The 22,357-nt window shown below is 49.0% G+C and carries 22 protein-coding genes; 18 read left to right on the top strand and 4 right to left on the bottom strand.

The features are described 5' to 3' along the window. The first annotated feature begins 7 nt into the window (after positions 1–7). From MCG98_RS04105 to MCG98_RS04180, 16 genes are all read left to right on the top strand, one after another. Positions 8–583 carry a cytidylate kinase-like family protein gene (locus tag MCG98_RS04105; RefSeq protein WP_240300562.1) on the top strand — a complete coding sequence of 192 codons (576 nt, stop codon included), beginning with the start codon at positions 8–10 and terminating at the stop codon, positions 581–583. Positions 584–778: 195 nt separating this feature from the next. Beyond that, positions 779–943 carry a 50S ribosomal protein L33 gene (gene rpmG, locus MCG98_RS04110; RefSeq protein WP_083963268.1) on the top strand — a complete coding sequence of 55 codons (165 nt, stop codon included), beginning with the start codon at positions 779–781 and terminating at the stop codon, positions 941–943. An 18-nt stretch (positions 944–961) separates the two neighbouring features. Beyond that, complete coding sequence (gene secE, locus MCG98_RS04115; RefSeq protein WP_240300563.1) at positions 962–1,159, top strand: preprotein translocase subunit SecE; 198 nt, start codon at positions 962–964, stop codon at positions 1,157–1,159. Positions 1,160–1,175: 16 nt separating this feature from the next. After that, positions 1,176–1,691: a transcription termination/antitermination protein NusG gene (nusG, locus tag MCG98_RS04120; RefSeq protein ID WP_028528457.1), complete on the top strand. Its 516-nt coding sequence runs from the start codon at positions 1,176–1,178 to the stop codon at positions 1,689–1,691. 75 nt (positions 1,692–1,766) lie between these two features. Then, positions 1,767–2,192, top strand: coding sequence for a 50S ribosomal protein L11 (gene rplK, locus MCG98_RS04125; protein ID WP_240300564.1), 426 nt, complete (start codon positions 1,767–1,769; stop codon positions 2,190–2,192). 96 nt (positions 2,193–2,288) lie between these two features. Next, the gene (rplA, locus tag MCG98_RS04130; protein ID WP_028528459.1) at positions 2,289–2,981 is read left to right on the top strand and encodes a 50S ribosomal protein L1; all 693 of its coding nucleotides are present in this window, start codon (positions 2,289–2,291) and stop codon (positions 2,979–2,981) included. Between the two features lie 92 nt (positions 2,982–3,073). Continuing rightward, entirely contained in the window at positions 3,074–3,682 is a 609-nt protein-coding gene (locus tag MCG98_RS04135; protein WP_240300565.1) for a zinc ribbon domain-containing protein, read from the top strand. Then, entirely contained in the window at positions 3,679–4,491 is an 813-nt protein-coding gene (locus MCG98_RS04140; RefSeq protein WP_240300566.1) for an EFR1 family ferrodoxin, read from the top strand. Before MCG98_RS04135 ends, MCG98_RS04140 begins: the two co-directional genes overlap by 4 nt. Positions 4,492–4,507: 16 nt before the next feature. Continuing rightward, positions 4,508–5,335, top strand: a complete 828-nt coding sequence (locus MCG98_RS04145) for a hypothetical protein (RefSeq protein ID WP_240300567.1) — start codon at positions 4,508–4,510, stop codon at positions 5,333–5,335. Positions 5,336–5,362: 27 nt separating this feature from the next. Continuing rightward, positions 5,363–6,070 (top strand): ABC transporter ATP-binding protein, encoded by a 708-nt coding sequence (locus MCG98_RS04150; RefSeq protein ID WP_240300568.1) that lies wholly within the window; start codon positions 5,363–5,365, stop codon positions 6,068–6,070. Next, positions 6,067–7,644, top strand: a complete 1,578-nt coding sequence (locus MCG98_RS04155; RefSeq protein WP_240300569.1) for a putative ABC exporter domain-containing protein — start codon at positions 6,067–6,069, stop codon at positions 7,642–7,644. The genes MCG98_RS04150 and MCG98_RS04155 overlap by 4 nt, the downstream gene beginning before the upstream one ends. Positions 7,645–7,839: 195 nt before the next feature. Beyond that, the gene (locus MCG98_RS04160) at positions 7,840–9,168 is read left to right on the top strand and encodes an MATE family efflux transporter (protein ID WP_240300570.1); all 1,329 of its coding nucleotides are present in this window, start codon (positions 7,840–7,842) and stop codon (positions 9,166–9,168) included. Positions 9,169–9,489: 321 nt separating this feature from the next. Continuing rightward, the gene (locus tag MCG98_RS04165; protein ID WP_240300571.1) at positions 9,490–10,437 is read left to right on the top strand and encodes a MoxR family ATPase; all 948 of its coding nucleotides are present in this window, start codon (positions 9,490–9,492) and stop codon (positions 10,435–10,437) included. Positions 10,438–10,440: 3 nt separating this feature from the next. Then, positions 10,441–11,544 carry a DUF58 domain-containing protein gene (locus tag MCG98_RS04170; protein WP_240300572.1) on the top strand — a complete coding sequence of 368 codons (1,104 nt, stop codon included), beginning with the start codon at positions 10,441–10,443 and terminating at the stop codon, positions 11,542–11,544. Next, positions 11,507–13,801, top strand: a complete 2,295-nt coding sequence (locus tag MCG98_RS04175) for a transglutaminase family protein (protein WP_240300573.1) — start codon at positions 11,507–11,509, stop codon at positions 13,799–13,801. Before MCG98_RS04170 ends, MCG98_RS04175 begins: the two co-directional genes overlap by 38 nt. 61 nt (positions 13,802–13,862) lie before the next feature. After that, positions 13,863–14,387: a nucleoside recognition domain-containing protein gene (locus MCG98_RS04180; RefSeq protein WP_240300574.1), complete on the top strand. Its 525-nt coding sequence runs from the start codon at positions 13,863–13,865 to the stop codon at positions 14,385–14,387. Between the two features lie 61 nt (positions 14,388–14,448). Here MCG98_RS04180 and MCG98_RS04185 read toward each other — a convergent pair whose 3' ends face one another. Continuing rightward, positions 14,449–16,200 (bottom strand): DUF885 domain-containing protein, encoded by a 1,752-nt coding sequence (locus tag MCG98_RS04185; protein ID WP_240300575.1) that lies wholly within the window; start codon positions 16,198–16,200, stop codon positions 14,449–14,451. A 134-nt stretch (positions 16,201–16,334) separates the two neighbouring features. Here MCG98_RS04185 and MCG98_RS04190 point away from each other — a divergent pair, with 134 nt between their 5' ends. Together MCG98_RS04190 and trxB are read left to right on the top strand one after the other, a co-directional pair. Continuing rightward, a complete protein-coding gene (locus MCG98_RS04190) occupies positions 16,335–17,570 on the top strand; it encodes a hypothetical protein (protein WP_240300576.1) in 1,236 nt (411 codons plus the stop codon). A gap of 2 nt (positions 17,571–17,572) precedes the next feature. Continuing rightward, positions 17,573–18,493 (top strand): thioredoxin-disulfide reductase, encoded by a 921-nt coding sequence (trxB, locus tag MCG98_RS04195; protein WP_240300577.1) that lies wholly within the window; start codon positions 17,573–17,575, stop codon positions 18,491–18,493. A 20-nt stretch (positions 18,494–18,513) separates the two neighbouring features. Here the strand turns inward: trxB and MCG98_RS04200 are convergent, their stop codons facing one another. The 3 genes from MCG98_RS04200 to MCG98_RS04210 are packed head-to-tail and all read right to left on the bottom strand — an operon-like array spanning position 18,514 to position 22,355. Then, on the bottom strand, positions 18,514–19,134 hold the full coding sequence (locus MCG98_RS04200; protein WP_240300578.1) for a V-type ATP synthase subunit D: 621 nt from the start codon (positions 19,132–19,134) through the stop codon (positions 18,514–18,516). A gap of 12 nt (positions 19,135–19,146) precedes the next feature. Then, a complete protein-coding gene (locus tag MCG98_RS04205) occupies positions 19,147–20,574 on the bottom strand; it encodes a V-type ATP synthase subunit B (RefSeq protein ID WP_240300579.1) in 1,428 nt (475 codons plus the stop codon). Positions 20,575–20,588: 14 nt separating this feature from the next. Beyond that, positions 20,589–22,355, bottom strand: coding sequence for a V-type ATP synthase subunit A (locus tag MCG98_RS04210; protein WP_240300580.1), 1,767 nt, complete (start codon positions 22,353–22,355; stop codon positions 20,589–20,591). Between the last annotated feature and the right edge of the window lie 2 nt (positions 22,356–22,357).

Consider the following 22,357-nt stretch of genomic DNA (forward strand, 5'->3'; position numbering starts at 1 on the left):
ATAGCATATGATTCTTACGATCTCGCAGGAATATGCAAGCGGAGCGCCGGAGATCGGCGAACAGCTCGCAAGAAAGCTCGGAATAAGGCTGTATGAAAAAGAAGGGCTGAAGGAAGAGGCTGAAAAAAGTGGTCTCTATGAGGACATGAAGATGTTTCTGACAGAGGAATATTATGACAGTCTGCTGTATGCGATAGCGGAAAATTACAGCTGTACTCAGATAGGGGAAATTCCATTTTCGCAGATGAGAAAGATTGCCGGCCGTCAGCCCTGTATCATACTCGGAATGGGTGCAAACTGTATACTGCGGGAAAGAAAAGATCTTGTCAGCATTTTTCTTCATTCGGATAAAGAAAAAAGGATACAGAAGGTTATGGAAATGTGTGGTCTTAAAGCATCCAAAGCAAAAAAGCTGATTGATCAGGAGGACAAAAGAAAAGAGAAATTTTATCAGTATTATATGAAAGGAAACTGGAAAAGTGCAGATGAGTATCATCTGACACTGGATACGGGCAGACTGGGTATAGAACAGACGGTGGATTTCATATTATATTATATCCAAAGCATGCAGTCACATATATAATAAAAGTTTTGGGAAACAAGCCTGTCCGCCCGGCAGGCTTGTTTCCTGCAAATCTGTAATCTGAATATAGGGCGGTATATTTCCTGAAAATACTTGACAAAACAGGACTTTACATGGTATGTTTATGTAACGACGTGGAAGTAGGTCTTTTTTTTATGTCTAAAAAATTGACTGTCGTAAAACGCAAAAGAACACATGGAGGTGGAAGTCGTGCGCGTAAAAATCACATTGGCATGTACAGAATGTAAACAGCGTAATTACAACATGACAAAAGAGAAAAAGAACCATCCTGAAAGAATGGAGACCAAGAAGTACTGTAAATTCTGTAAAGCACACACAATGCACAAAGAGACCAAGTAATTGGCAAGAGGTGAGAGAATGGCAGAATCTGGAAAGGCTCAGAAAAAGAGCTGGTTCAAAGGGCTTAAGTCTGAATTTAAAAAGATCATCTGGACCGATAAAACGACACTTGGAAAGCAAATGGCAGCGGTTGTGTCCATTACAGTGATCCTTGGAGTAATTATCGTGATTTTGGACAGTCTCGTACTGCAATTTATGAATCTGGTGATTAAATAAGGACAAGGGTGGTTAAATGTCAGAAGCAAACTGGTATGTAGTTCATACGTATTCGGGCTACGAAAACAAAGTGAAGGCCAATATTGAAAAAACAATTGAAAACCGTCACCTGGAAGATCAGATTCTGGAAGTTCGTGTTCCCATGCAGGATGTTGTGGAAATGAAGAACGGCGCTAAAAAGCAGGTTCAGAAGAAAATGTTTCCCGGCTATGTTCTGTTGAATATGGTCATGAACGATGACACATGGTATGTTGTGAGAAACACCCGCGGTGTCACAGGATTTGTCGGTCCGGGATCAAAACCGGTACCGCTGACAGAGGAAGAGATGAAGCCCCTGGGTATTCAGGCTGAAAATGTCATGGTCGATTTCGAAGAAGGAGACAGTGTTGTTGTTACAGGCGGTGCATGGAAGGATACAACAGGTATGATCCAGAGTATCAATCCGCAGAAGCAGGTTGTGACGATCAATGTTGAGCTGTTCGGCCGCGAAACGCCGGTAGAAATCAGTTTCGCAGAAATCAAGAAATTGTAACGTAAAAAGAGTCGGACTGTTCCGGCTCGTGGGAGGGAAATCCCCGTAATTACCACATTATAGGAGGTGCCAAAAATGGCAAAGAAAGTAGAAGGTTATATCAAATTACAGATTCCTGCTGGTAAGGCAACACCAGCACCACCAGTTGGTCCTGCACTCGGACAGCACGGTGTAAATATCGTACAGTTCACAAAAGAGTTTAATGCAAGAACAGCTGATAAAGGCGATCTGCTGATCCCTGTTGTTATCACTGTATATGCAGACAGAAGTTTCAGCTTCATTACAAAAACTCCGCCGGCAGCGGTTCTGCTGAAAAAAGCCTGCAACATCAAATCTGGTTCCGGTGTACCGAACAAGACGAAAGTTGCTACAATTTCCAAAGCCAAAATCCAGGAAATTGCAGAAATGAAGATGCCGGACTTAAATGCTGGTTCTCTTGAAGCGGCTATGAGTATGGTTGCAGGAACTGCAAGAAGTATGGGAATCACTGTTGAGGAATAAGGCTTAGACAAATATATCTTAAGCAAACTTCCATTGAAACTGACAAACAATAAGTGGGAGGGAAAAACCCGCAATTACCACAGGAGGTTATTTTAAATGAAACATGGAAAAAAATATTTAGAAGCTGCAAAAGCAGTAGATCGTGCAGTACTGTATGATCCGGCAGATGCCATTTCTTTAGCTAAAAAAACAGCTGTTGCAAAATTTGACGAGACAATCGAAGCACATATCAGAACAGGATGTGACGGACGTCATGCAGATCAGCAGATTCGTGGTGCTGTTGTTCTTCCTCACGGAACCGGTAAACAGGTTCGTGTCCTTGTATTTGCAAAAGATGCAAAGGCAGAGGAGGCGAAAGCAGCAGGCGCTGAATTCGTAGGAGCAGAGGAGCTGATTCCGAAGATCCAGAACGAAAACTGGTTTGATTTCGATGTAGTTGTTGCTACACCGGATATGATGGGCGTTGTAGGCCGCCTGGGACGTGTACTTGGACCGAAAGGTCTGATGCCGAACCCGAAGGCCGGAACGGTAACAATGGATGTTACAAAAGCTGTTCAGGATATCAAAGCCGGTAAGATTGAATATCGTCTTGATAAAACAAATATCATTCACGTGCCAATTGGAAAAGCTTCTTTCTCAGAGGAGCAGTTAGCGGACAACTTCCAGACGCTTATAGATGCTATCAACAAAGCAAAACCAAGCGCATTGAAGGGAACCTTTTTAAAGAGCGTTACAATCGCTCCGACAATGGGACCGGGCGTAAAAATCAATACGATGAAACTGGTTTAACCGTAAACCCTGTTTCAGCCAAAGGACGGTGTGAAAACACCGTCCTTTGTGTTATAATAAACGGGATATTGAAATAAGGGAGGAAACAGACCATGTTTTGCAGTCAGTGCGGGACGCCGCTCGCGGAGGATGCTGTGTATTGTTCGGAATGTGGGGCGCCCACAAGAAACCTGAGAGACCTGGAAAAAGGCGGAAGTTCCCGGCAGGAACAGACGCCGGAGGCCTGCCGGGAATCTGTAAAAGACAAGTTTTCAGGGGGAATAAAAAGTGGAGTGATCATTGCGGCTGTTACGGCGGGGATCGCAGTGCTGATCCTGCTTCTTTATACATTTCTGCTGAAGCCCCAAACGCCTCAGGACACTGTGAGGAAGCTGGAGAAGGCTGTCAGCGGACTGGACACAGACGGGATGCTGGCATGTTTTGATAAGGACCTGCAGGATAAATATCGTGAGGAAATGCATTTGGAGGCAACGGGAGTTCTCAGTCTTGCCGGAAGCCTGGGCATTGGTCCGGATGTGGCATTTAAGGTGACGGACACACATTATGACGAGGATAAGGGCTGTACTGTTCTGATAGACTACAAAATTTCATTTATGGGAAATGAAGACAGCGGAAGCGCAACACTACATATGGTAAAAAAGGGAAAGGACTGGCTTATTGATTCAGGCGATACGGGTCAGTTTCTGGAGGATTGGGTATGATAGAGAAAGTATGGGCAATGTATTTCAGCGCTACGGATACAACGAAAACAACAGTGTGCCGTATTGCGGATAAGCTGACAGAGGTGTTTGCATGTGAGAAGGGAGAGTGTGACTTTACTTATCCGGAGGCAAGGGAAAAGGTATACTCGTTTTCAGAGCATGACCTTGTGGTGTTTGGGACTCCGGTGTATGCGGGACGGGTTCCGAATGTACTGCTTCCGTTTTTGAGAACGGTGTGTGGAAACAATGCCCTGGCGATTCCGGTTGTTCTGTTCGGAAACAGGAATTTTGATGATGCACTTGCAGAACTGAGGGACATTTTATCGGAAGACGGGTTTGTCTGTACCGCCGCTGCTGCATTTGTTGGAGAACATGCCTTTTCAGATGTGCTCGCAAAAGGCCGGCCGGATGAGGATGATCTTGCATTTGCTGATCAGTTTGCGCTGAAACTTGCAGCTATGGTCTGTAATGGGACGGCGAAGAACAGAATTGAAGTGCCGGGGGAAAGTCCTCAGTCAGAGTACTTTAAACCAAAGGGACCGGATGGAAATCCCATCGACATTCGCAGAGTAAAATCTTATGTAAATGAAAATTGTGATAACTGCGGGATATGTGCGGAGGTTTGTCCTATGGGTTCCATTTCCAGGGCAGATGTCCGGGAATATACGGGCATCTGCATCAAGTGCGGAGCGTGTGTTAAAAAATGTCCGCAGAAAGCCAGATACTATACAGATAAAAACTTTCTGTTTCACAGGGAGGATCTGGAAAATCGTCTGACAGAGAGAGGAGAGTGCAGCGTATGGCTATAAAGGAGGATATCTGGTAATGTATCAATATTCAATGCTTCAGTGGATACTGTGTTTTTATATTTACTGTTTTATCGGATGGTGCTGGGAGAGTGCATACGTATCAGCCAAGAAAAGACAGTGGATCAACAGGGGATTTATGCATGGGCCGTTCCTGCCAATTTACGGCAGCGGTGCAGTTATGATGCTGGTTGCGTCGGCGCCATACCAGGACAATCTGGTACTGACGTTCATCTCCGGTATGATCGGGGCCACGCTTTTGGAACTGGTCACAGGGATATTGATGGAAGCTCTGTTTAAGGTCAGGTACTGGGATTACAGTTACAAAAAATTTAATTACAAAGGATATATCTGTCTGGGTTCTTCGCTTGCCTGGGGGGTTTTTACTATACTCATGACACGGTTTGTGCATAAGCCGATCGATACTTTTCTGAGCTGGCTTCCGCCGTTTGCAACACTGATAGCCGTGCTGGCACTGAGTTCGTATATAGCAACAGATTTTACGATTTCTTTCATAGGAGCACTGAATCTGCGCAGCCTGCTGGATAAAATCGACAGGGCAAAGGAAGATCTGGCAGTCATGCAGCGGCGTCTGGACGCCCTGGTGGCATTCGCAGATGTGAGACCGGAAGAGAAGAGTGTGGAGGAGCAGTCAGTTCCCATGCAGAAACTGGACGAGCTGAAATCAGCCGTCAATGAGGCGATGGAAAAACTGCGAAGCCTCAAAAATCCTCCGAGAAGAAAACACAGAGGACGAATTCTCGGAAATCCCACAATGGTGTCAAGCAGATATCAGTCTGCGCTTGAAGACCTGAAACAGCTGATCAAAGAATCGAAAAAAAAATAGCATAATACAGTTTAAAGGAGTACATGTGTGATAAAGATTGAGGGAGTATCAAAAAAATACGGAAAGTTTCTGGCAAATGACAATGTATCGCTCAGTATTGGCCCCGGAGAGCTGACAGTACTGCTCGGACCAAACGGTGCCGGGAAATCTACGCTGATTAAATCGATCTGCGGGCTACTCCGATTTAAAGGGGCGATTACCGTGGATGGGTTTGACAACCATTCTGCCCAGGCAAAACGCAGGCTGGGATATGTACCGGAAGTACCCGCTCTTTATCCGATGCTTACAGTCTATGAACATCTGGAATTCATCTCCAGAGCCTACCGGCTGAAAGACTGGGAGAATTACGCCGAAGAGCTGCTCGGGCGATTCGAGCTGACGGACAAGAAAAACAAGCTGGGGAAGGAGCTTTCCAAGGGCATGCAGCAGAAAGTGAGTGTCTGCTGTGCCGTATTGCCGCGTCCGGATGTTGTGATACTGGATGAACCTCTGGTGGGACTGGATCCGCACGGGATTCGCGAGATCAAACATATGATAGCGGACCTTAAGAAGAGCGGCTGCGCACTTCTGGTCAGTACTCATATGATCGACAGTGTGGAGGAGGACTGGGATACGACCTGCATCATGAAAGATGGAAAGATTGCCGCACTGTGCCGCAGGGGTGAACTATCGGACGGACAGACGCTGGAGGATATCTACTTTTCAATCACAGAGGGGGAAGAAAAAGGCAAATGAACAGTCTCATCTATATCGTCCTGAAAAGCACCAGAAACAGTCTGAAGGAGCTCCTGAAAAAACCGGGAAAACTTATCATGTACCTGTTTATCATTGCGATGATAGCGGGAGTTGCAGTGATGTCGTTTTTTACGGAACCAGGTGCCAAAGAGCAGGCGCCGATGTTTGTGTTCACGGGGGTCCTGTTTGCATTTATTACATTTTTTGTTGGCATTGGTGTGTCAAAGGGTGTTTCCGGCGGTGACCAGATCTTTGAGATGAATGATGTCAACCTGTTGTTTGTATCACCTGTCAGCCCTCGGAAAATCCTGCTGTACGGGATCCTGCGTCTGGCGAAGGTTGCATTTTTTGCAGGTTTTTTTCTTCTGTTTCAGGCAAGTACATTTGCCATGTTCGGCATTGATTTTGGCGGACTGCTTCTCGTCTGGATCTGTTTTATGATGGATGTTGTCGTTCTCTCCATCGTATCGCTGCTTCTTTACAATGTGACCAACAGCAGGCCGCACAGAAAGATGGCGGTCAGGATCATTGCGGTCCTTATGTTTGTGCCGCTGGCTGCGTATATGGCAGTAAAAATGATAGAGACGCAGGAGTTTCCGCACGCACTTGAACTGGCTGTCCGTTCGCCGTTTATGAAGCTTGTACCGATTGCGGGATGGACGGCGGCTGGAGTGACATATCTCTTTCAGGGACAGCTGCTGCAGGGGTTCTTGTACCTGAGTGCAAATCTGGTGTTTGGCCTTTGCATGATCGTCTATATATTAATGAGCAGGATGGACTACTACGAAGATACACTGGTGGCAACCGAGACGGTGTTTGAGAAAAAGAGAGCAGCTGCATCTGGCAATATCAACGAAGCGCAGAATACCGGAAAGCGGATAAACGTATCGAAGACGGGGATCTCCGGCAGCGGGGCCGCGGCATTATTTGGAAAACATGTGAGAGAAAGTTTTCGGCAGAGCCGGCTGGGATTTTTGTCGTTCACTTCTGTGATCGTTGTCATTTCAGCAATCACCGTGATGTATATGACGAAAGAGCTCATGATGGTTCTGCAGATACTGATGTGGATGCAGATCTTCCTGATCGGTACAGGACGGGGACTGAGGGAGACGTATACGCATTATATCTACATGATTCCGGAATCTTCGTTTAAGAAGATCGTCTGGAGCAATATGGAGTCTGTGGTGAAGACGCTGCTGGAGAGTGTTCTGATTTTCGGAATCGGCGGACTGCTGGCAGGGACCGGTGCAGTGGTCATTCTGGGCAGTATTGTGGCGTACACGCTGTTTTCCGTTCTTTTACTTGGGGTTAATTATCTGTCGATGCGTTTTACCGGTGCGAATATAAGCAGCGGTCTGCTGATCATGATCTATTGCTTTGCGGTTATGATCATCATTGCGCCCGGGGTGGCGGCATCGGTGATAACGGCAGTTGCGATAGGGGGAACGCCTGGAATGGCGCTTGGATTTTTTGTCTTGTCAGCATGGGAGCTGATCGCCGGAGCAGTATGTTTTCTGCTGTCCAAAGGAGTGCTGGACAATTGTGATCTTCCGGTAATGAAACCGAGAGACTGATAGAGAAGTGAAAAAATGTGCGGATGGTATTAATACAAATCTTGACATATTATAATGTTTATACTATAATTTTCTTGCTCACTCGGAGGGTGAATCATTCAGTGGAAATGGTAAGCCGGATAAGGTGACAGGCTGAGATGTCTGTTATTTTATCCGGTTTTTATATTTTGAAGAGAACGTGTGGAGGAGGTTATTATGAATCTGTTGCAGGGGAAAATCAGGACGGTTTATTTTAAGTATCTGGCGGCGGCTTTTGGGAGTGCCATGATAAGTTCCATTTATGGTCTGGTGGATATGGCGATGGTGGGACAGTACCAGGGTCCCAATGGTACCGCGGCGCTCGCGGTGGTTGCTCCGGTATGGAACATCATATACAGCCTTGGGCTGCTGACAGGCATCGGCGGGTCCGTTTTGTTTGCCACGGAGAAAGGGCGGAACAGATCAGGCACAGACAGTGCAAATGCGTATTTTACAGTCGCACTGGTCGGAACCGTGGTCTTTGCAGCGGTTAGCTGGCTTGGCATTATTTTTTTTGACAGGCAGCTTCTGACGCTGTTCGGAGCAGAAGAAACACTGCTTCCACTCGCCAGGCAGTATCTGCTTCCGGTCAAATTTGCCGTACCGCTGTTTCTATTCAACCAGATGCTTGCAGCTTTTTTGAGAAATGATGGGAATCCGGGCCTTGCCACCGCAGGTGTCCTTGCAGGAGGGATTTTTAACATTGCCGGGGACTATATTTTTGTGTTCTCTCTGGATATGGGGATTTTCGGTGCGGGGCTTGCGACGGCACTGGGGGCGCTGATCACCTTTCTGGTGATGGGGACGCATTTTCTCACAAAGAAATGTTCCCTCAGACTGGTCTGGCCGGTGCAGGCGGCGGGAAAACTGCGGCGTGTGATTGTGACCGGGTTTTCCACTTTTTTCATCGATATTGCGATGGGAATCCTGACAATGCTGTTTAACCGCCAGATCATGAGGTATTTGGGTTCGGACGCGCTCGCTGTCTACGGAATTATCGTGAATATCAGTACGATCGTGCAGTGCTGTGCATACAGTGTTGGTCAGGCGGCTCAGCCGGTCATCTCCATGAACTTCGGAGCCGGAAAATGGGGAAGGATCAGAGAAACGCTGAAATATGCACTGCTGTCTGCGGGATTTTTCAGTGTTGTGTGGACGGCAGCGATTATTGGCTTTCCCAACGTTTTTGTGCGGATATTTATGGCACCCACGGAGGCGGTGCTGGAAATCGCGCCTTTCATCATCAGATGCTACGGGATTTCATTTCTGCTGCTTCCGCTGAATATTTTCTCCACCTATTATTTTCAGGCGCTCATGAAACCGGCGGCGTCCTTTCTGGTGTCGTTTGCCAGAGGTACTCTGATCAGCGGGATTCTGATCTATGTCCTGCCTGCGGCGGCGGGAGCGAATGCGATGTGGTTTGCAATGCCGCTTACAGAACTTTTATTAGCAGTTCCAGTGATCTGGCTGATTGCGCGGTATACAAGAGGGCTGGGCAGGGCATAATGGGGTATTGGGTTGGTTTAATGTTACTATTCACAGCCCACCACCCACATGCGCATTCGTCGCCTCTTTGAGGCTCCAGTCTCGCTCCTTACGGAGCTAAGACTGCTTATGTGGGTGGAGTTCCTGCTTCGCAGGCTTGATATGGATGTACAGTCATCCTCTTACATGCAAGCATGACGAGTCTGTCTATATATCCATATCAGCTGTAAATAGTAACGGTTTAACAAAAATTTCATATATTATGACTTGACCTCCAGTTAAGTCCCGGTAGTATGATACAATAGAAAGACAAGGGAGATCATAATTTGGAGGGAATATAAAATGAACAAGAACAGAGATATAGCCTGGGATATATTGGCGGGCGCCAATCAGGTGATCCTGGGAAAAGAAATATTTACCCTGGAGGCATTGGCGGCACTGCTCGCCGGCGGGCATATTTTGCTGGAGGATATTCCGGGAGTTGGAAAGACGACGCTGGCTCTGGCATTTTCGAAAATGATGGGACTGAAATGGAAACGTGTGCAGTTCACACCGGACGTCCTGCCGTCTGACCTTACGGGGTTTTCCGTATACAAAAAAGACGTGCAGAAATTTGTTTATCTGCCGGGAGCAGTCTTTTGCAACCTGCTGCTGGCAGATGAGATCAATCGCACGTCCCCGAAGACACAGTCAGCACTTTTGGAAGTGATGGAGGAGAGGCAGGTGACGGTGGATGGGGTGACGAGGACAGTACCGTTTCCGTTTTTCGTCATTGCGACGCAGAATCCCTATGGGTCGGCGGGCACGCAGATGCTGCCGCCGGCGCAGATGGACCGCTTTATGGTATGTATGACAATGGGGTATCCGGATTTTAAAAGTGAACTCGCCATGGCGAAAGAGGTCGAGGAAGGGACAAGAACGGAGAATCTGAGAGCGAGAGTCACGATGGAGCAGCTGCTGGATATGCAGAGCGAAGTTTCCAGAGTATATATTCATGATTCGATCTATGAATATATTGTAAGACTGATTACTGCGACCAGAGAGAGCAAGTATCTTGAAACAGGGGCGAGTCCGAGGGGAACCATCGCACTGGTAAAGATGGCGCGTGCGATCGCCTGGCTGCAGGGAAATGAATTCGTATCCCCGGCGGATGTGATCAGCCAGTTTCCGGCGGTAGTCCGGCACAGGATTCAGATGAATGTGCGTGGACGCATGGACGGAATCAGCCGGGAAGATATCATGGAAGATATTCTGGAGAGTGTTCCCAAACCATTACTAAAGAGGAAATAGCGGATGAGAAGAAACTGTTATGTGATCTTTTCGGCACTTACATTTTATCTGGCGGGAGTATACCGGTCTAATGCCCTGATGATGCTGTTTGTGGCGGAGCTTTTTTTTCTGGTGGGGATGTTTCTGCTGTCCAGGTATCTCTCAGGCAGACTGGACGTGAGGCTGGAGCTGGAAAGTGACACCGTGCCAAAAGGAGAGTCGGTGACCGGGAGGGTATGGGTTTCGAACAGATCCCGGCTGCCGGCGGCACAGTTTGAAGTGGAGCTGGAATACTATAATCCGGAAATTGCAGTCCGGGGAACAAAGAAACTGTACGGATATATGGCGGGGCACAGGCAGCCTGTGAAGATGGAATTCCAGGCGGCTTCCAGATACTGCGGGATTCTGCATGTGGGGATCAGGAGGGTAAGAGTGTATGATTACCTCATGCTGTTCAGAGGCCGCAGCAAAAAAGTGGAGGATCTCAGGGTCCTGGTATTTCCTTCAGGACGGCCTGTGAAGATTGAGGCTGACTGGAATGCTGCTGTCATCTATCCCTCCGGGGGAGAGCCCAGACCGGACATGCCAGGGAGCCAGCCTCCTGAACTGTACCAGATCCGGCAGTATCAGGATGGTGATTCCATGAGAGACATTCACTGGAAGCTGAGCGCCAAGATGGACCAGATGATGAGCAGGCAGTTTGCGGCGGAATCACAGTGTACAGCGACCATTTATCTGGACTTCCGAAAAAGCGGGGATGAGGATATCCGCCGTCTGGATGCCTTCTGTGAGCTGTCAGCCTCCGTACTGCACGGATTCCTGGATGCGGGGAGAGAATTCCGTGTGTGCTGGCATGATATGGAGAAAAAAAGCGGCGAAGAGAAAATGATTCGAAATGAAGAGGATTACCGGGGAATGTTAAAAGAGATCATCTTATGTGCCTCATATTCCGGAGGTGCCGGTGAGAACCTGAAGGAGATGCCTGAAGTGTCTCAGTTTTTAAGACCGGATGAAACGATTTTGTGCCTGAATATGAAACTCCAGCTCTTTTTGGACCAGCAGCAGCTGGCTCATTTTTCAGAAGAGGATTATGAACAGGAGCTTGAAAAGGGGTGGTTTTCTGGCTGAGAAAAAACATAAGAACAGAAACATTACGGATCCGGGAGCCGAGATATGGGAGGACAGGTATCGTGCACCGCTGACCCAAACGGGTATCCTGTGGTCTGTAATCACATTTTTCTGTTATGTATGCGGTGTTCTGGGTATTCTCTACGCACTGACTTTTATTTTGATCCTGACATGCCGGCAGGTGGAGGGAGCACTCGTGGTCACTGCGGTCTGCGGTGTTATCTGGTTATCATATTTCGGGAGAAACAGGCATCCCGTACTGACACGGATTCTCGGCATCACAGCTGCATGCGCAGCAGCGTATTATGTCAGGGATGTACATCATCAGCTGAAGCTGCTGATTCAGATCAGCCAGGGAGAGGCAGCGGTGCCGGAGCGTATCGATCTTACAGAGACCCTGGTATTGCTTGGGATTCTCTGTGGCATTTTGATTTTCTGGTTGGTATTTATCGTCAGGAAAGCCTGGATATTTTATTTTTTCAGCATTCCGATTGTCTTCGCAGGACCGCTGCTTGGACAGGTACTGGATGTGACGGAGCTCTGTCTGTTCGCCTTCTTTCATATGGGAACAAGTGTGATGGGCAGTATAGCCCGTGACAGAAGACAGTCGCCGCTGACGACCCCGGGCAGTCAGACGGCCGCTGCGGGCAGGTGTACGGCGCTGCTCGGCGTATTCATGCTGGCTTTTCTGCTGCTGGCACAGTTGCTGACTGTGGATCAGATGGAGAAAATGCTGACGATACCTGCGAGAGCAGAGGGATATATCAGGCAGACCGTGTCGGAATTGTTCGCGGATTCTGAGAGTAATGGTCAGATCAGCCGTTCCAACAGTTACCCGACCGGCAAAGACCAGCTGGAACTCGTGCTCACCGCCAAACCGGAGGAAAATCTGTATCTGAAGGGATTCACAGGCGGTGCGTATGCGGATGGCAGCTGGACTTCGGCGGATGAGACTCCATTTCTTGAGGAGGCGGCGCAGGAGAGCGGGCAGGACCTTCAGGAGGTTCGGGACAGATTTGAGAATGGAAAATTTTATCTGATGCAGTCCGCCGCAGGCGGTCAGGGACAGACCTTATCCGCACGTTATGTAAATCAAAATAGAACAGAGATATATCTGCCTACGGTGTCAAAGCTTCAGGAGCATTCAGGAGAGGGGTATACCGCACAGATTTATGGCGAGAAGGAATTCCAGGATACCGTCTCGGGGATGCCCGTGGATGCCTGGCCTGAGTATCAGATGCTGGAGGGGAGGTACCGGCAATATGTCGCCGAGACGTATCTGCAGGTACCGGACAATAGTCTGTCCCGGCTGAAAGCTCTGTGCGAGGAACACCCGATGACAGATTATGAGGGCATTACGGAGTTTATTCTCGGGACGCTCCATTCTACGGCAACGTATACCCTTACACCTGGAGTCGCACCGTACGGACAGGACCCGGTTGAATATTTTCTGCTGGAAAAGGGCAGCGGATACTGCCAGCATTTTGCTTCGGCGGCGGTGCTGATGTATCGGTATTATAATGTTCCGGCACGTTATGTGACGGGATACCTGGCGAAGGCAGATGCGTTCGCACAGCAGGAAGACGGAACTTATCGGGCGGTACTGGATGATGGAAGAGCACATGCATGGGCGGAAGTTTATCTGGATGGAAGGGGATGGATTCCGGTGGAGACCACACCCCCAGGCAGTGTCGTGTCTCCTGAATCTGCTCCGGTGCAGGCAAATGCGGCGCAGGAACAGCAGCAGGTTCAAAGTACTCCCGGGGCGGCGGAAGAACCGGAGCGTTCCGGTGAGGAGCAGGATGCCGACCGTGAGAGCACGGCGATACGTGAAGGATGGGAAACGGCAGTCTTTATGCTGGGAGTGCTGGCGGCTGTGAGCACAGCGGCAGTCTGCATGTGGAAGTACCTGGTGCTCCGCAGAAGGCGGAGAAAGCACCTGTACCGGAGGTACAGGGCGGACCGGCTGTATGCCCGTGTCCTGGAAGTGCTGCATTTTGGCGGACACCTGAGGGAATATGATGGAACAGAAAAGGGATTTCCGGATGCGCTTGCAGAGGTGGTACCGGATATCTCTCCGGCGGAGGCATATACTGCTGTTCAGACGGTGTTCAGGGAGGCTTTCGGTCCGGAACGCATATCGCGGAAAGATACGGATGCAGTGCTTATCATATATGAAAAGACCTGCCGCCATGTCTGCCAGAGTCTGTGGGGACTTAAAAAGTTGTACTTTCGATATGGAAAAGTCTACTGGTAGCCGGATATAAAAATTTATCGGCACATATAATGAAAAGAGTGAATATGATAAAGAGGTTTGAATGAAATTCCTTCTGTTCTTTTCTGATATGATAATTCCGCTGGTGATTTTTTATATCGTCGGCTTCGGTCTGCTGATGAAACAGAACGTGTATGAATCCTTTGTAAAAGGGGCAAAGGACGGTCTGATCACAGTTTATCAGATTGTACCGACGCTCATAGGGCTGATGACGGCGGTCGGGGTTCTGAGGGCAAGCGGACTGCTGGAGCTTCTGGGAGCTGGAATGGGGCATCTGCTGAGAGGGCTGGGTTTTCCGGCCGAACTTGTGCCTCTGGCTGTCGTGAAAATGTTTTCATCCAGTGCGGCTTCCGGACTTCTGCTGGATATCTATAAAGAATTCGGCACAGATTCCATGCTGGGCAGAACCGCCTCTATCATGATGAGCTGCACGGAGACTATTTTTTATACGATGAGTGTATACTTTATCGCTGCAAAAGTAAAGAAAAGCCGGTATACGCTGGCGGGTGCGCTCATTGCCACGGCTGCCGGCATTGCGGCGAGTGTTTTTCTGGCAGGCAGAATGTAAAAAAAGAACCCGGTTCGGATTTGTCAGAGCTGACGCATCCGATCCGGGTTCTTTGTATTGGTTAAAATGCGTCCAGTACGTATTCTTCAAGTATCGGGAACTGACAGGGACCGATCTCCAGAACTTCCCGGTGAAAATCCACCGGCTGGATGTCTTCATCGAGTGCAGCAACTTCCTCACGGAGATCCATGAAAGAAAGGCAGCCGCCATAATACCGGATGTAATTGGAGGGGTCTTCCACAATACACTGGAAGATTTCCCGGATGACCGAAGTGTCAGAGATACCAAAACTCTGAAGATATTCGGTGGTGTCGGTCAGAGTCCAGCCGTAATAGTGGATGCCGATATCGAGAAGGGAGTACAGACAGAGATTCATGGAGCGGTTCAGCCACAGCAGGCGTCCCAGGCCTGACTCCAGCCCTGCGTAATTGTAGGCATAAGATTCTGTATAGGTTGCCCAGCCCTCGATATACCCGCCCATATTCAGCAGGTGGCGTATGGGAGCGTGGCTGCTCTGAGCAAAATAGTTCGTCTGATAGAGATGACCGGGAAAACCTTCATGGGCCAGTGTTGTGTAGAGTTCGACTCCTGTGAGGCTGGATGCGGGATTCAGGTAGATCATATTAGGGGTATGCGTGTCGATCGGAGGGGTCAGGTAAAATGCAGGACTTAAGTATTCTTTCAGGTCTTCGTGTATGTATTTGATATCATAGGTAACAGAGGGAGGATCCGGAAAATCACGGGTGATTTCCGTCTGAAGGTCCGTCAGCATCTGCTGAGGAGTCATATCCGTCATGACGGGGTTGAATACGGACGTTGTAAGAGACGGATTGCTCTCGAGCAGGGACTGGATCTCGCGGTAATCACTGAGCAGCTGTTTGCCCAGGCGTGTCTGAAGCTCTTCGACGGAGCTGTATATGCCGCAGTTGCTCTTCAGAAGGTATTCGTAATAGTCCTGACCGCCGTCCAGATAATACAGGCCGTTGTCATTGGAACCGCTCCCCTTTAACTGTGTCAGGCCGCTGATCAGATTCTCGTAGGCGGGAAGTACATATTTTTGAACGATCTCTGCATGTTTTGTCAGACAGGCTTCCTTCTCCCTGTCAGACAGAAACGTGTTTTCTTCTATTTTTTGTTGAAAGACCGTATTCAGATAGTTGGATTCGCCGGAGGAAATAAAGGAACTGCACTGGGCGATAATCCGGTCAACGGTAGTATCACTCATAAAACAGCCATTTTTTGCCTTATTATTTTCAAATCGCAGAACATCTTCAAAATAGGAAGGAATATCCATGAGCAGTTTTAGATAGTCTGTGACATCCTGGCGGGTTTGGAAATTGTATTCGGCGAGGAGAAGAGGAAGCTGCGCCTGGATGCCGAGAGAAGGACTCAACATTTCTGAAAGTATGTAATGATCGCCGAGGGACAGTTCTGTTTCGAAATAAAGATCCAGGATATCAAATGTCAGCTGGTTCTCCCTGGACAGACTGTCATACGAGAAATCAGACAGGATATTTCTGCTGTTTTCAAGGGCAGCGTAATATTCATCGGCATCTTCGATGGCTGCGGCACCAAGTGTAACAGTGTAGTCGTCAATTCCGTATTCTTTGGGATTTGCAAGTGTATAATGCAGATTGAGTGTATTTTGGGATACCTGGTCTTCGAAAAGGTCATTTGTATACGTTTCGAACTTCCGGTTGGCGGGGGAGGAGATACCCCGCCATATACCGAGTACGAGGCCGAGGACAAAGACTGCCGCCAGAAACAGTACAACAATGCTTTTCGCCGGCTTTTTAATTTTTAAATGAAACATGGGATTCCTTTCGGGACCGGATAAGTGGTCCGCATACGTCCGTTGGTAACAGTTTATGATGAAGATCACAAACAAATTCATTGGAAAACACTAGTCTTTGTGATACAATTTGCATAGTAGATAGGAGGACGAATATGAAGAGAGCAGTACTTTTTTGTCTGTTGATCGCGGTGTTCGCGCTGGGCGGCTGCAGCAAACAGGAAGAAAAGAGCGTCCCTCTGGCTTCTCAGGAAGAGAGTGAGCAGGAGGACGAAGAAGTAAGCATTGAATCGGAACTGCAGAGCTTTGAATTTTCTATTAAAGGCGTGAATTATCGGCTTCCCGTGACATATCAGGAACTGACGGATAATGGATGGGAGTATAAAGGGGAGGATACGGAAGAGATTTCCGGGGAATCCTATCTGGAAGATAAAAAATTTCAGATGGAAGGCGCATCACTGAGTGCGGACATTACGAATTTTTCGGTTGACCCAATGCCAATCAGTGAATGCCATATAGGGAAAGTGACCCTGAAAACTCAGGACGCGGGGGAGAAGATCACATTGCCGGGAAATATCGTGATGCAGGAGGCGACTGTCGTACAGGTGACGGATGCATACGGGACGCCGAGGGACCGGTACGAGGATCAGGAATCTATTACATTGACATATGAGTATGGAGTTTACCGGAAAGCCGTTCTCACGTTTGACGCTGATACGGAGATTTTGAATACCGCAGAACTGTGTAATCAGACCAATCCGGAGGATGCGGAATTATATAAGGCAGTCAAAAAAGGTGCCACGCAGGAAGTAAAAGATTACCAGGCACCGCTTATGGTGTCCAATAATATCATGGACTTTACCGTCGAGTACGGAGGCAGTCTTTATCAGCTTCCGGCACCGGTACAGGCGTTTATCGACAATGGCTGGGAGGTCGATGAAGAAAGATCGGATGAAGTGGTCAAAAGCGGTCAATACGGATATGTGACACTTGTGAAAGAGGGGCAGAATCTTTATGTGGTGGTTTATAATTATGGAAGCGACGCCACGGTAATACAGAATTGTTTTGTGACTTCCGTATATGGAGATCTGACGGTTACCAAGGTTCCGATCCGCGTGGCGCATGATATTATGCTGGGGATGCGGGAGAGTGCATTTCTGGCGGCAATCGAAGATCTGACCTATGAAAAGAGTGACGATGAACTGACGAAGACCAGTACGTACTTTTTCTATCTGGACGAGGAGAAGCTGGATTATACGTCGGTTACCGTTGACAGCGCTCTCTCCATGGTAAGCGGAATTAAAGTGGTACATTATCAGGAAGGTGAAAAGAATCAGGTGCAGATTATCCAGGCGATGGAAGATGTGGAAGCAATTCAGAAAGGGGTTTAAAGATGAATCAGGTGTATGACGTGATTGTGGTAGGAAGCGGTCCTGCCGGCTTGAGTGCAGCTATATACGGACAGAGAGCAGGGCTGTCTATGATTGTCATGGAAGCTTCCTATGTGAGCGGAGGGCAGGTGCAGAATACGTATGAGGTTGACAACTATCCGGGCCTGCCGGGTGTCAGCGGAATGGAACTGGCTGAGAAATTCAGGGCACATGCCGAGAACATGGGCACAGAGTTTGTGAGGGCTGAGGTGACGGGAATCACGGAGGACGGAGGTGTCAAGACCGTTCACACGAAAGACGGAAATTACAGGACAAAAGCAGTCATTCTGGCACCGGGGGCCACCCACCGCATGCTGGGTGTGCCGGGAGAGGCGAAACTTGCAGGCATGGGCGTATCCTACTGTGCAACGTGTGACGGAGCTTTTTTCAGAAATAAGACAGTAGCCGTAATAGGCGGCGGAGATGTCGCGGTGGAAGATGCAATCTTTCTCGCACGCGGCTGTAAGAAAGTCTATGTTGTGCACCGCCGTGACCAGCTGCGCGCTGCGGGTATCCTGCAGAAACGTCTGATGGAACTTGACAATGTTGTGATGAAATGGGACAGTGTCGTGGATGAAATCGTTGGTGAGGAGCAGGTGGAAGCTGTGAAGCTGCATAACGTGAAGACTGGAAAAGAAGAAATGTGTGAAGTTGACGGAGTCTTTGTAGCGGTGGGAATTCAGCCGAATTCGGAGGCATTCCGTGATCTGGCGGATGTAGATGAGGCGGGTTACATGATTGCAGGGGAAGACACGAAGACGACACATGCAGGAATCTTCGCGGCAGGAGATGTCAGGACCAAGATGCTCCGCCAGATCATCACAGCGACGGCGGATGGAGCCAATGCGATCACAGCGGTACAGGAGTATCTGATGAAACTGTGAGAAATAGAAATGCATTCCGGTTATCTTCCGGAATGCATTTTTTTAATTACCTTAAGCCGTGTAAATTCCTCACGTTCTTTTTCTTCCAGGGCATTGGAGATATCCTTTGACAGCTGCTGATAGTGAGGAATCGTAATGTTCTTCAACGCGTTGGCGCGCTTCTGTGTCTTTTTAATATTGGCAGCCAGCCGGTACGCGGAATTTTCCACCATGGACAATTTGATGGTCAGTTCTTTCACGCGTTCAAATGCCTGCCTGGCTTCGTCCAGGGATTCCCGCGTGCTGTAGTAAGCGTAGGTGGGCAGCGGGGCGATCGGATCCGCCTCCACCAGGGGGATTTCCGTTCCCATGATGCTTCGCGTCTTAATCCGGATGGAATCCTCGACAGGAATGGAATAGGAGATCGTCTGCACGTGATTGATACCGATTTCCATGTTGGCAGTCTGAAGCGCAGCGTAAGCCTCACGAAATGTGATATCGATCTGTGACTGAATATCCTTTGCTTCGTCGATCAGTTCCATCAGTTCCCGGATCAGGATGTTCCGCTTTTTGTCCATCAGGTCAAATCCCTGATTAGCGAGTGCCAGAGAGTTTTTTGCCAGAATCAGATTTCCCTTGGTGGGGAAGGTATTTGGATCCATGAACAATCACCTCTATTCTGTCATCTGTTTGGCTTCAGCCTTTGCCTTAGCTGCAAGGTCAACTTCGGTCGGACGATAATACCGGTCCAGAACCTTTGTATCGATACGGTCGAGTTCTTCGCGTGGAAGAATGCCCAGCAGTTCCCAGCCTTTTTCCAGTGTCTGCTCTATCGTTCGGTTTTCAAACGGCCCCTGGCCGACGAACTGTTCTTCAAATTCCCTGCCGAAGACCAGGTATTTTTTATCGATCGGGGAAAGTTCGTCTTCTCCGATAACGGATGCAAGCGCACGTGCGTCCCCCACTTTTGCGTAGCAGGAGAACAGCTGGTTGGCGACATCCTGATGATCACCGCGCGTATAACCTTCACCAATTCCATCTTTCATAAGACGGGAAAGCGAGGGCAGCACATTGATCGGAGGATAGACCGACTGTCCGTGCAGCTGACGGTCCAGAACAATCTGGCCTTCTGTGATATAGCCGGTGAGGTCGGGGATCGGATGTGTGATGTCGTCGTTTGGCATGGTCAGAATCGGGATTTGTGTGACAGACCCTGTTCCGCCGCGCACAATGCCCGCGCGTTCATACAGCGTGGCAAGTTCGCTGTACAGATAGCCCGGATAACCCTTACGGGATGGGATCTCACCCTTCGATGAGGAAACCTCACGCATGGCTTCACAGAAGGAGGTGATATCCGTCATAATGACAAGGATATGCATACCCTGCTCAAACGCCAGGTATTCAGCTGCTGTGAGCGCCACCTTCGGTGTGATCAGACGTTCTACCACCGGGTCGTTTGCCAGATTCAGGAACATGACAACGTGGTCAGAAACACCGCTTTCTTCAAAGGTCCTGCGGAAGAATTCAGCGACATCGTATTTGACGCCCATCGCGGCAAAGACGATGGCAAATTCTTCATCAGAGTTGTCACCGAGGGAAGCCTGCTGTACGATCTGGGCTGCAAGCTGGTCATGGGGCAGACCGTTCCCGGAAAAGATAGGAAGTTTCTGACCTCTGATCAGGGTGGTCAGGCCGTCGATCGCAGAGATACCCGTGCGGATATAGTTACGCGGATATTCACGGGTAACCGGGTTGAGCGGAAGACCGTTGATATTCAGTTTGGTATCGGAAACAATGGGTCCCAGGCCGTCGATCGGTTTCCCGATACCGTCAAAAGTACGTCCCAGGATATCCGGTGAAAGTGCGATCTCCATCGGATGCCCGGTAAGACGGGTATGTGTATTGACAAGGGACATATTCTCTGTACCCTCAAAAACCTGAATGACGGCTTTGTCTTCGTAGATTTCCACGATACGTCCCAGTTTCTTTTCGCTTCCGTCTATGATAAATTCAACAATTTCCTCATAGGAAGCGTTTTTTACGCCTTCCAATACTGCCAGAGGGCCGTTGATCTCATTCAGACCTAAATATTCAATTGCCATGAGTGGTACCCTCCTTATCCATTCTTTTCAAGAACGCGGTCGTAGAACGCGTCAATATCTTTCATATACTGGTCAAAAAGTTCCGGTTTGTCGTTCGGCACATCATATTTAATGGCGATGATGCGTTCAAATATATTCTCTTCTTTCAGCACGGAGATTGGCATACCCAGCGCCACAAGGGCTCTTGATTTCTTATACAGGTACAGGATGACCTCCATCATCAGATACTGTTTCGACAGAGGCACGCTGGTATCCTCTTTGTGGAAGGCGTTCTGCTGGAGAAAACCGAGACGGATCACACGCGCGATCTCAAGCACGAGTTTCTGATCATCGGGAAGCACATCGCTTCCGATGAGTTTTACGATCTCCATCAGGGAGCTCTCCTGGTTCAGAAGGGCCATCAGCTGGTTGCGAAGGTCCGCAAAGTTTTTGTTCACGTTGTCCTTATACCACGGCGCCAGATCTGTGAGATATTCACTGTAGCTGGTCAGCCAGTGGATAGCGGGGAAATGGCGGGCATATGCCAGAGCTTTATCAAGTCCCCAGAAACAGCGGACAAAACGTTTGGTGTTCATCGTGACAGGTTCTGAGAAATCGCCGCCCTGCGGGGAGACGGCTCCGATAATGGTGACAGACCCTTCGGTGCCGTTCAGATTCTGCATCATACCCGCACGCTCATAAAATGCGGACAGCCGGGATGCCAGGTAAGCCGGGAAACCTTCCTCGGCAGGCATCTCCTCCAGACGTCCGGAGAGTTCCCTGAGTGCTTCCGCCCAGCGTGACGTCGAATCTGCCATGATAGCGACGTCATAGCCCATATCGCGGTAATATTCAGCCAGGGTAAGACCGGTGTAAATAGAGGCCTCGCGGGCAGCCACAGGCATGTTGGATGTGTTGGCGATCAGTGAGGTTCTGTCCATCAGCGGATTACCGCTTTTTGGGTCGACAAGTTCCTGGAATTCTTCCAGTACCTGTGTCATTTCATTGCCACGTTCACCACAGCCGATATAGATGATAATATCAGCGTCAGACCATTTGGCAATCTGATGCTGCGTCATGGTCTTTCCGGTTCCGAATCCGCCCGGTACGGCTGCAGTGCCGCCTTTTGCGATGGGGAACATGGTATCCAGAATACGCTGGCCAGTGATCAGAGGACGGGATGCCGGGTAACGTTTTAACGTTGGCCTGGGGATACGGATCGGCCATTTCTGGCACAGCGTGAGGTCACGCGTGGTACCGTCTGCGAGCTCCAGTACGGCGATCTTATCCTGAATGGTATAAGCTCCATCCGGCACTACCTCTTTGATCGTACCGCCAAGGAAAGGCGGGATCATGGACTTGTGAAGGATGGATCTGGTCTCCTGGGTTTCAGCGAATATCATACCGCCGATTACCTCGTCACCGGGTTTCACAGTTACGTGTACATCCCATTTTTTCTGCGTGTTCAGGGACTCGACACTGACACCACGGCTGATGTATTTACCGGATTGGGCTGCTATCTCGCTTAAAGGACGCTGGATGCCGTCAAATATATTGCTGAGGATTCCCGGTCCGAGTGTTACGGAGATCGCATCGCCGGTTGCAGTTACCTCGGCACCCGGTTTCAGCCCTGTCGTCTCCTCAAACACCTGCACTGTGGTGGTGTCCCTGGTCAGGGCAATGACTTCTCCGACAAGATGATCGTCTCCGACATGCACCATTTCAGACATTTTAAAACCGGTGTTTCCTTTCAGATAGACAACAGGACCATTAATTCCGTAGATGATTCCTGTGTTGTTCATGT

The sequence above is a fragment of the Ruminococcus sp. OA3 genome (assembly GCF_022440845.1).
Classification (GTDB): Bacteria; Bacillota; Clostridia; order Lachnospirales; family Lachnospiraceae; genus Ruminococcus_G.

Excerpts from the sequence above, each read along its gene's own strand:
- MCG98_RS04105 (WP_240300562.1), top strand. The coding sequence starts at position 8 with ATGATTCTTACGATCTCGCAGGAATATGCAAGCGGAGCGCCGGAGATC.
- rpmG (WP_083963268.1), top strand. The coding sequence starts at position 779 with ATGGAGGTGGAAGTCGTGCGCGTAAAAATCACATTGGCATGTACAGAA.
- secE (WP_240300563.1), top strand. The coding sequence starts at position 962 with ATGGCAGAATCTGGAAAGGCTCAGAAAAAGAGCTGGTTCAAAGGGCTT.
- nusG (WP_028528457.1), top strand. The coding sequence starts at position 1,176 with ATGTCAGAAGCAAACTGGTATGTAGTTCATACGTATTCGGGCTACGAA.
- rplK (WP_240300564.1), top strand. The coding sequence starts at position 1,767 with ATGGCAAAGAAAGTAGAAGGTTATATCAAATTACAGATTCCTGCTGGT.
- rplA (WP_028528459.1), top strand. The coding sequence starts at position 2,289 with ATGAAACATGGAAAAAAATATTTAGAAGCTGCAAAAGCAGTAGATCGT.
- MCG98_RS04135 (WP_240300565.1), top strand. The coding sequence starts at position 3,074 with ATGTTTTGCAGTCAGTGCGGGACGCCGCTCGCGGAGGATGCTGTGTAT.
- MCG98_RS04140 (WP_240300566.1), top strand. The coding sequence starts at position 3,679 with ATGATAGAGAAAGTATGGGCAATGTATTTCAGCGCTACGGATACAACG.
- MCG98_RS04145 (WP_240300567.1), top strand. The coding sequence starts at position 4,508 with ATGTATCAATATTCAATGCTTCAGTGGATACTGTGTTTTTATATTTAC.
- MCG98_RS04155 (WP_240300569.1), top strand. The coding sequence starts at position 6,067 with ATGAACAGTCTCATCTATATCGTCCTGAAAAGCACCAGAAACAGTCTG.
- MCG98_RS04160 (WP_240300570.1), top strand. The coding sequence starts at position 7,840 with ATGAATCTGTTGCAGGGGAAAATCAGGACGGTTTATTTTAAGTATCTG.
- MCG98_RS04165 (WP_240300571.1), top strand. The coding sequence starts at position 9,490 with ATGAACAAGAACAGAGATATAGCCTGGGATATATTGGCGGGCGCCAAT.
- MCG98_RS04170 (WP_240300572.1), top strand. The coding sequence starts at position 10,441 with ATGAGAAGAAACTGTTATGTGATCTTTTCGGCACTTACATTTTATCTG.
- MCG98_RS04175 (WP_240300573.1), top strand. The coding sequence starts at position 11,507 with ATGAACAGGAGCTTGAAAAGGGGTGGTTTTCTGGCTGAGAAAAAACAT.
- MCG98_RS04180 (WP_240300574.1), top strand. The coding sequence starts at position 13,863 with ATGAAATTCCTTCTGTTCTTTTCTGATATGATAATTCCGCTGGTGATT.
- MCG98_RS04185 (WP_240300575.1), bottom strand. The coding sequence starts at position 16,200 with ATGTTTCATTTAAAAATTAAAAAGCCGGCGAAAAGCATTGTTGTACTG.
- MCG98_RS04190 (WP_240300576.1), top strand. The coding sequence starts at position 16,335 with ATGAAGAGAGCAGTACTTTTTTGTCTGTTGATCGCGGTGTTCGCGCTG.
- trxB (WP_240300577.1), top strand. The coding sequence starts at position 17,573 with ATGAATCAGGTGTATGACGTGATTGTGGTAGGAAGCGGTCCTGCCGGC.
- MCG98_RS04200 (WP_240300578.1), bottom strand. The coding sequence starts at position 19,134 with ATGGATCCAAATACCTTCCCCACCAAGGGAAATCTGATTCTGGCAAAA.
- MCG98_RS04205 (WP_240300579.1), bottom strand. The coding sequence starts at position 20,574 with ATGGCAATTGAATATTTAGGTCTGAATGAGATCAACGGCCCTCTGGCA.
- MCG98_RS04210 (WP_240300580.1), bottom strand. The coding sequence starts at position 22,355 with ATGAACAACACAGGAATCATCTACGGAATTAATGGTCCTGTTGTCTAT.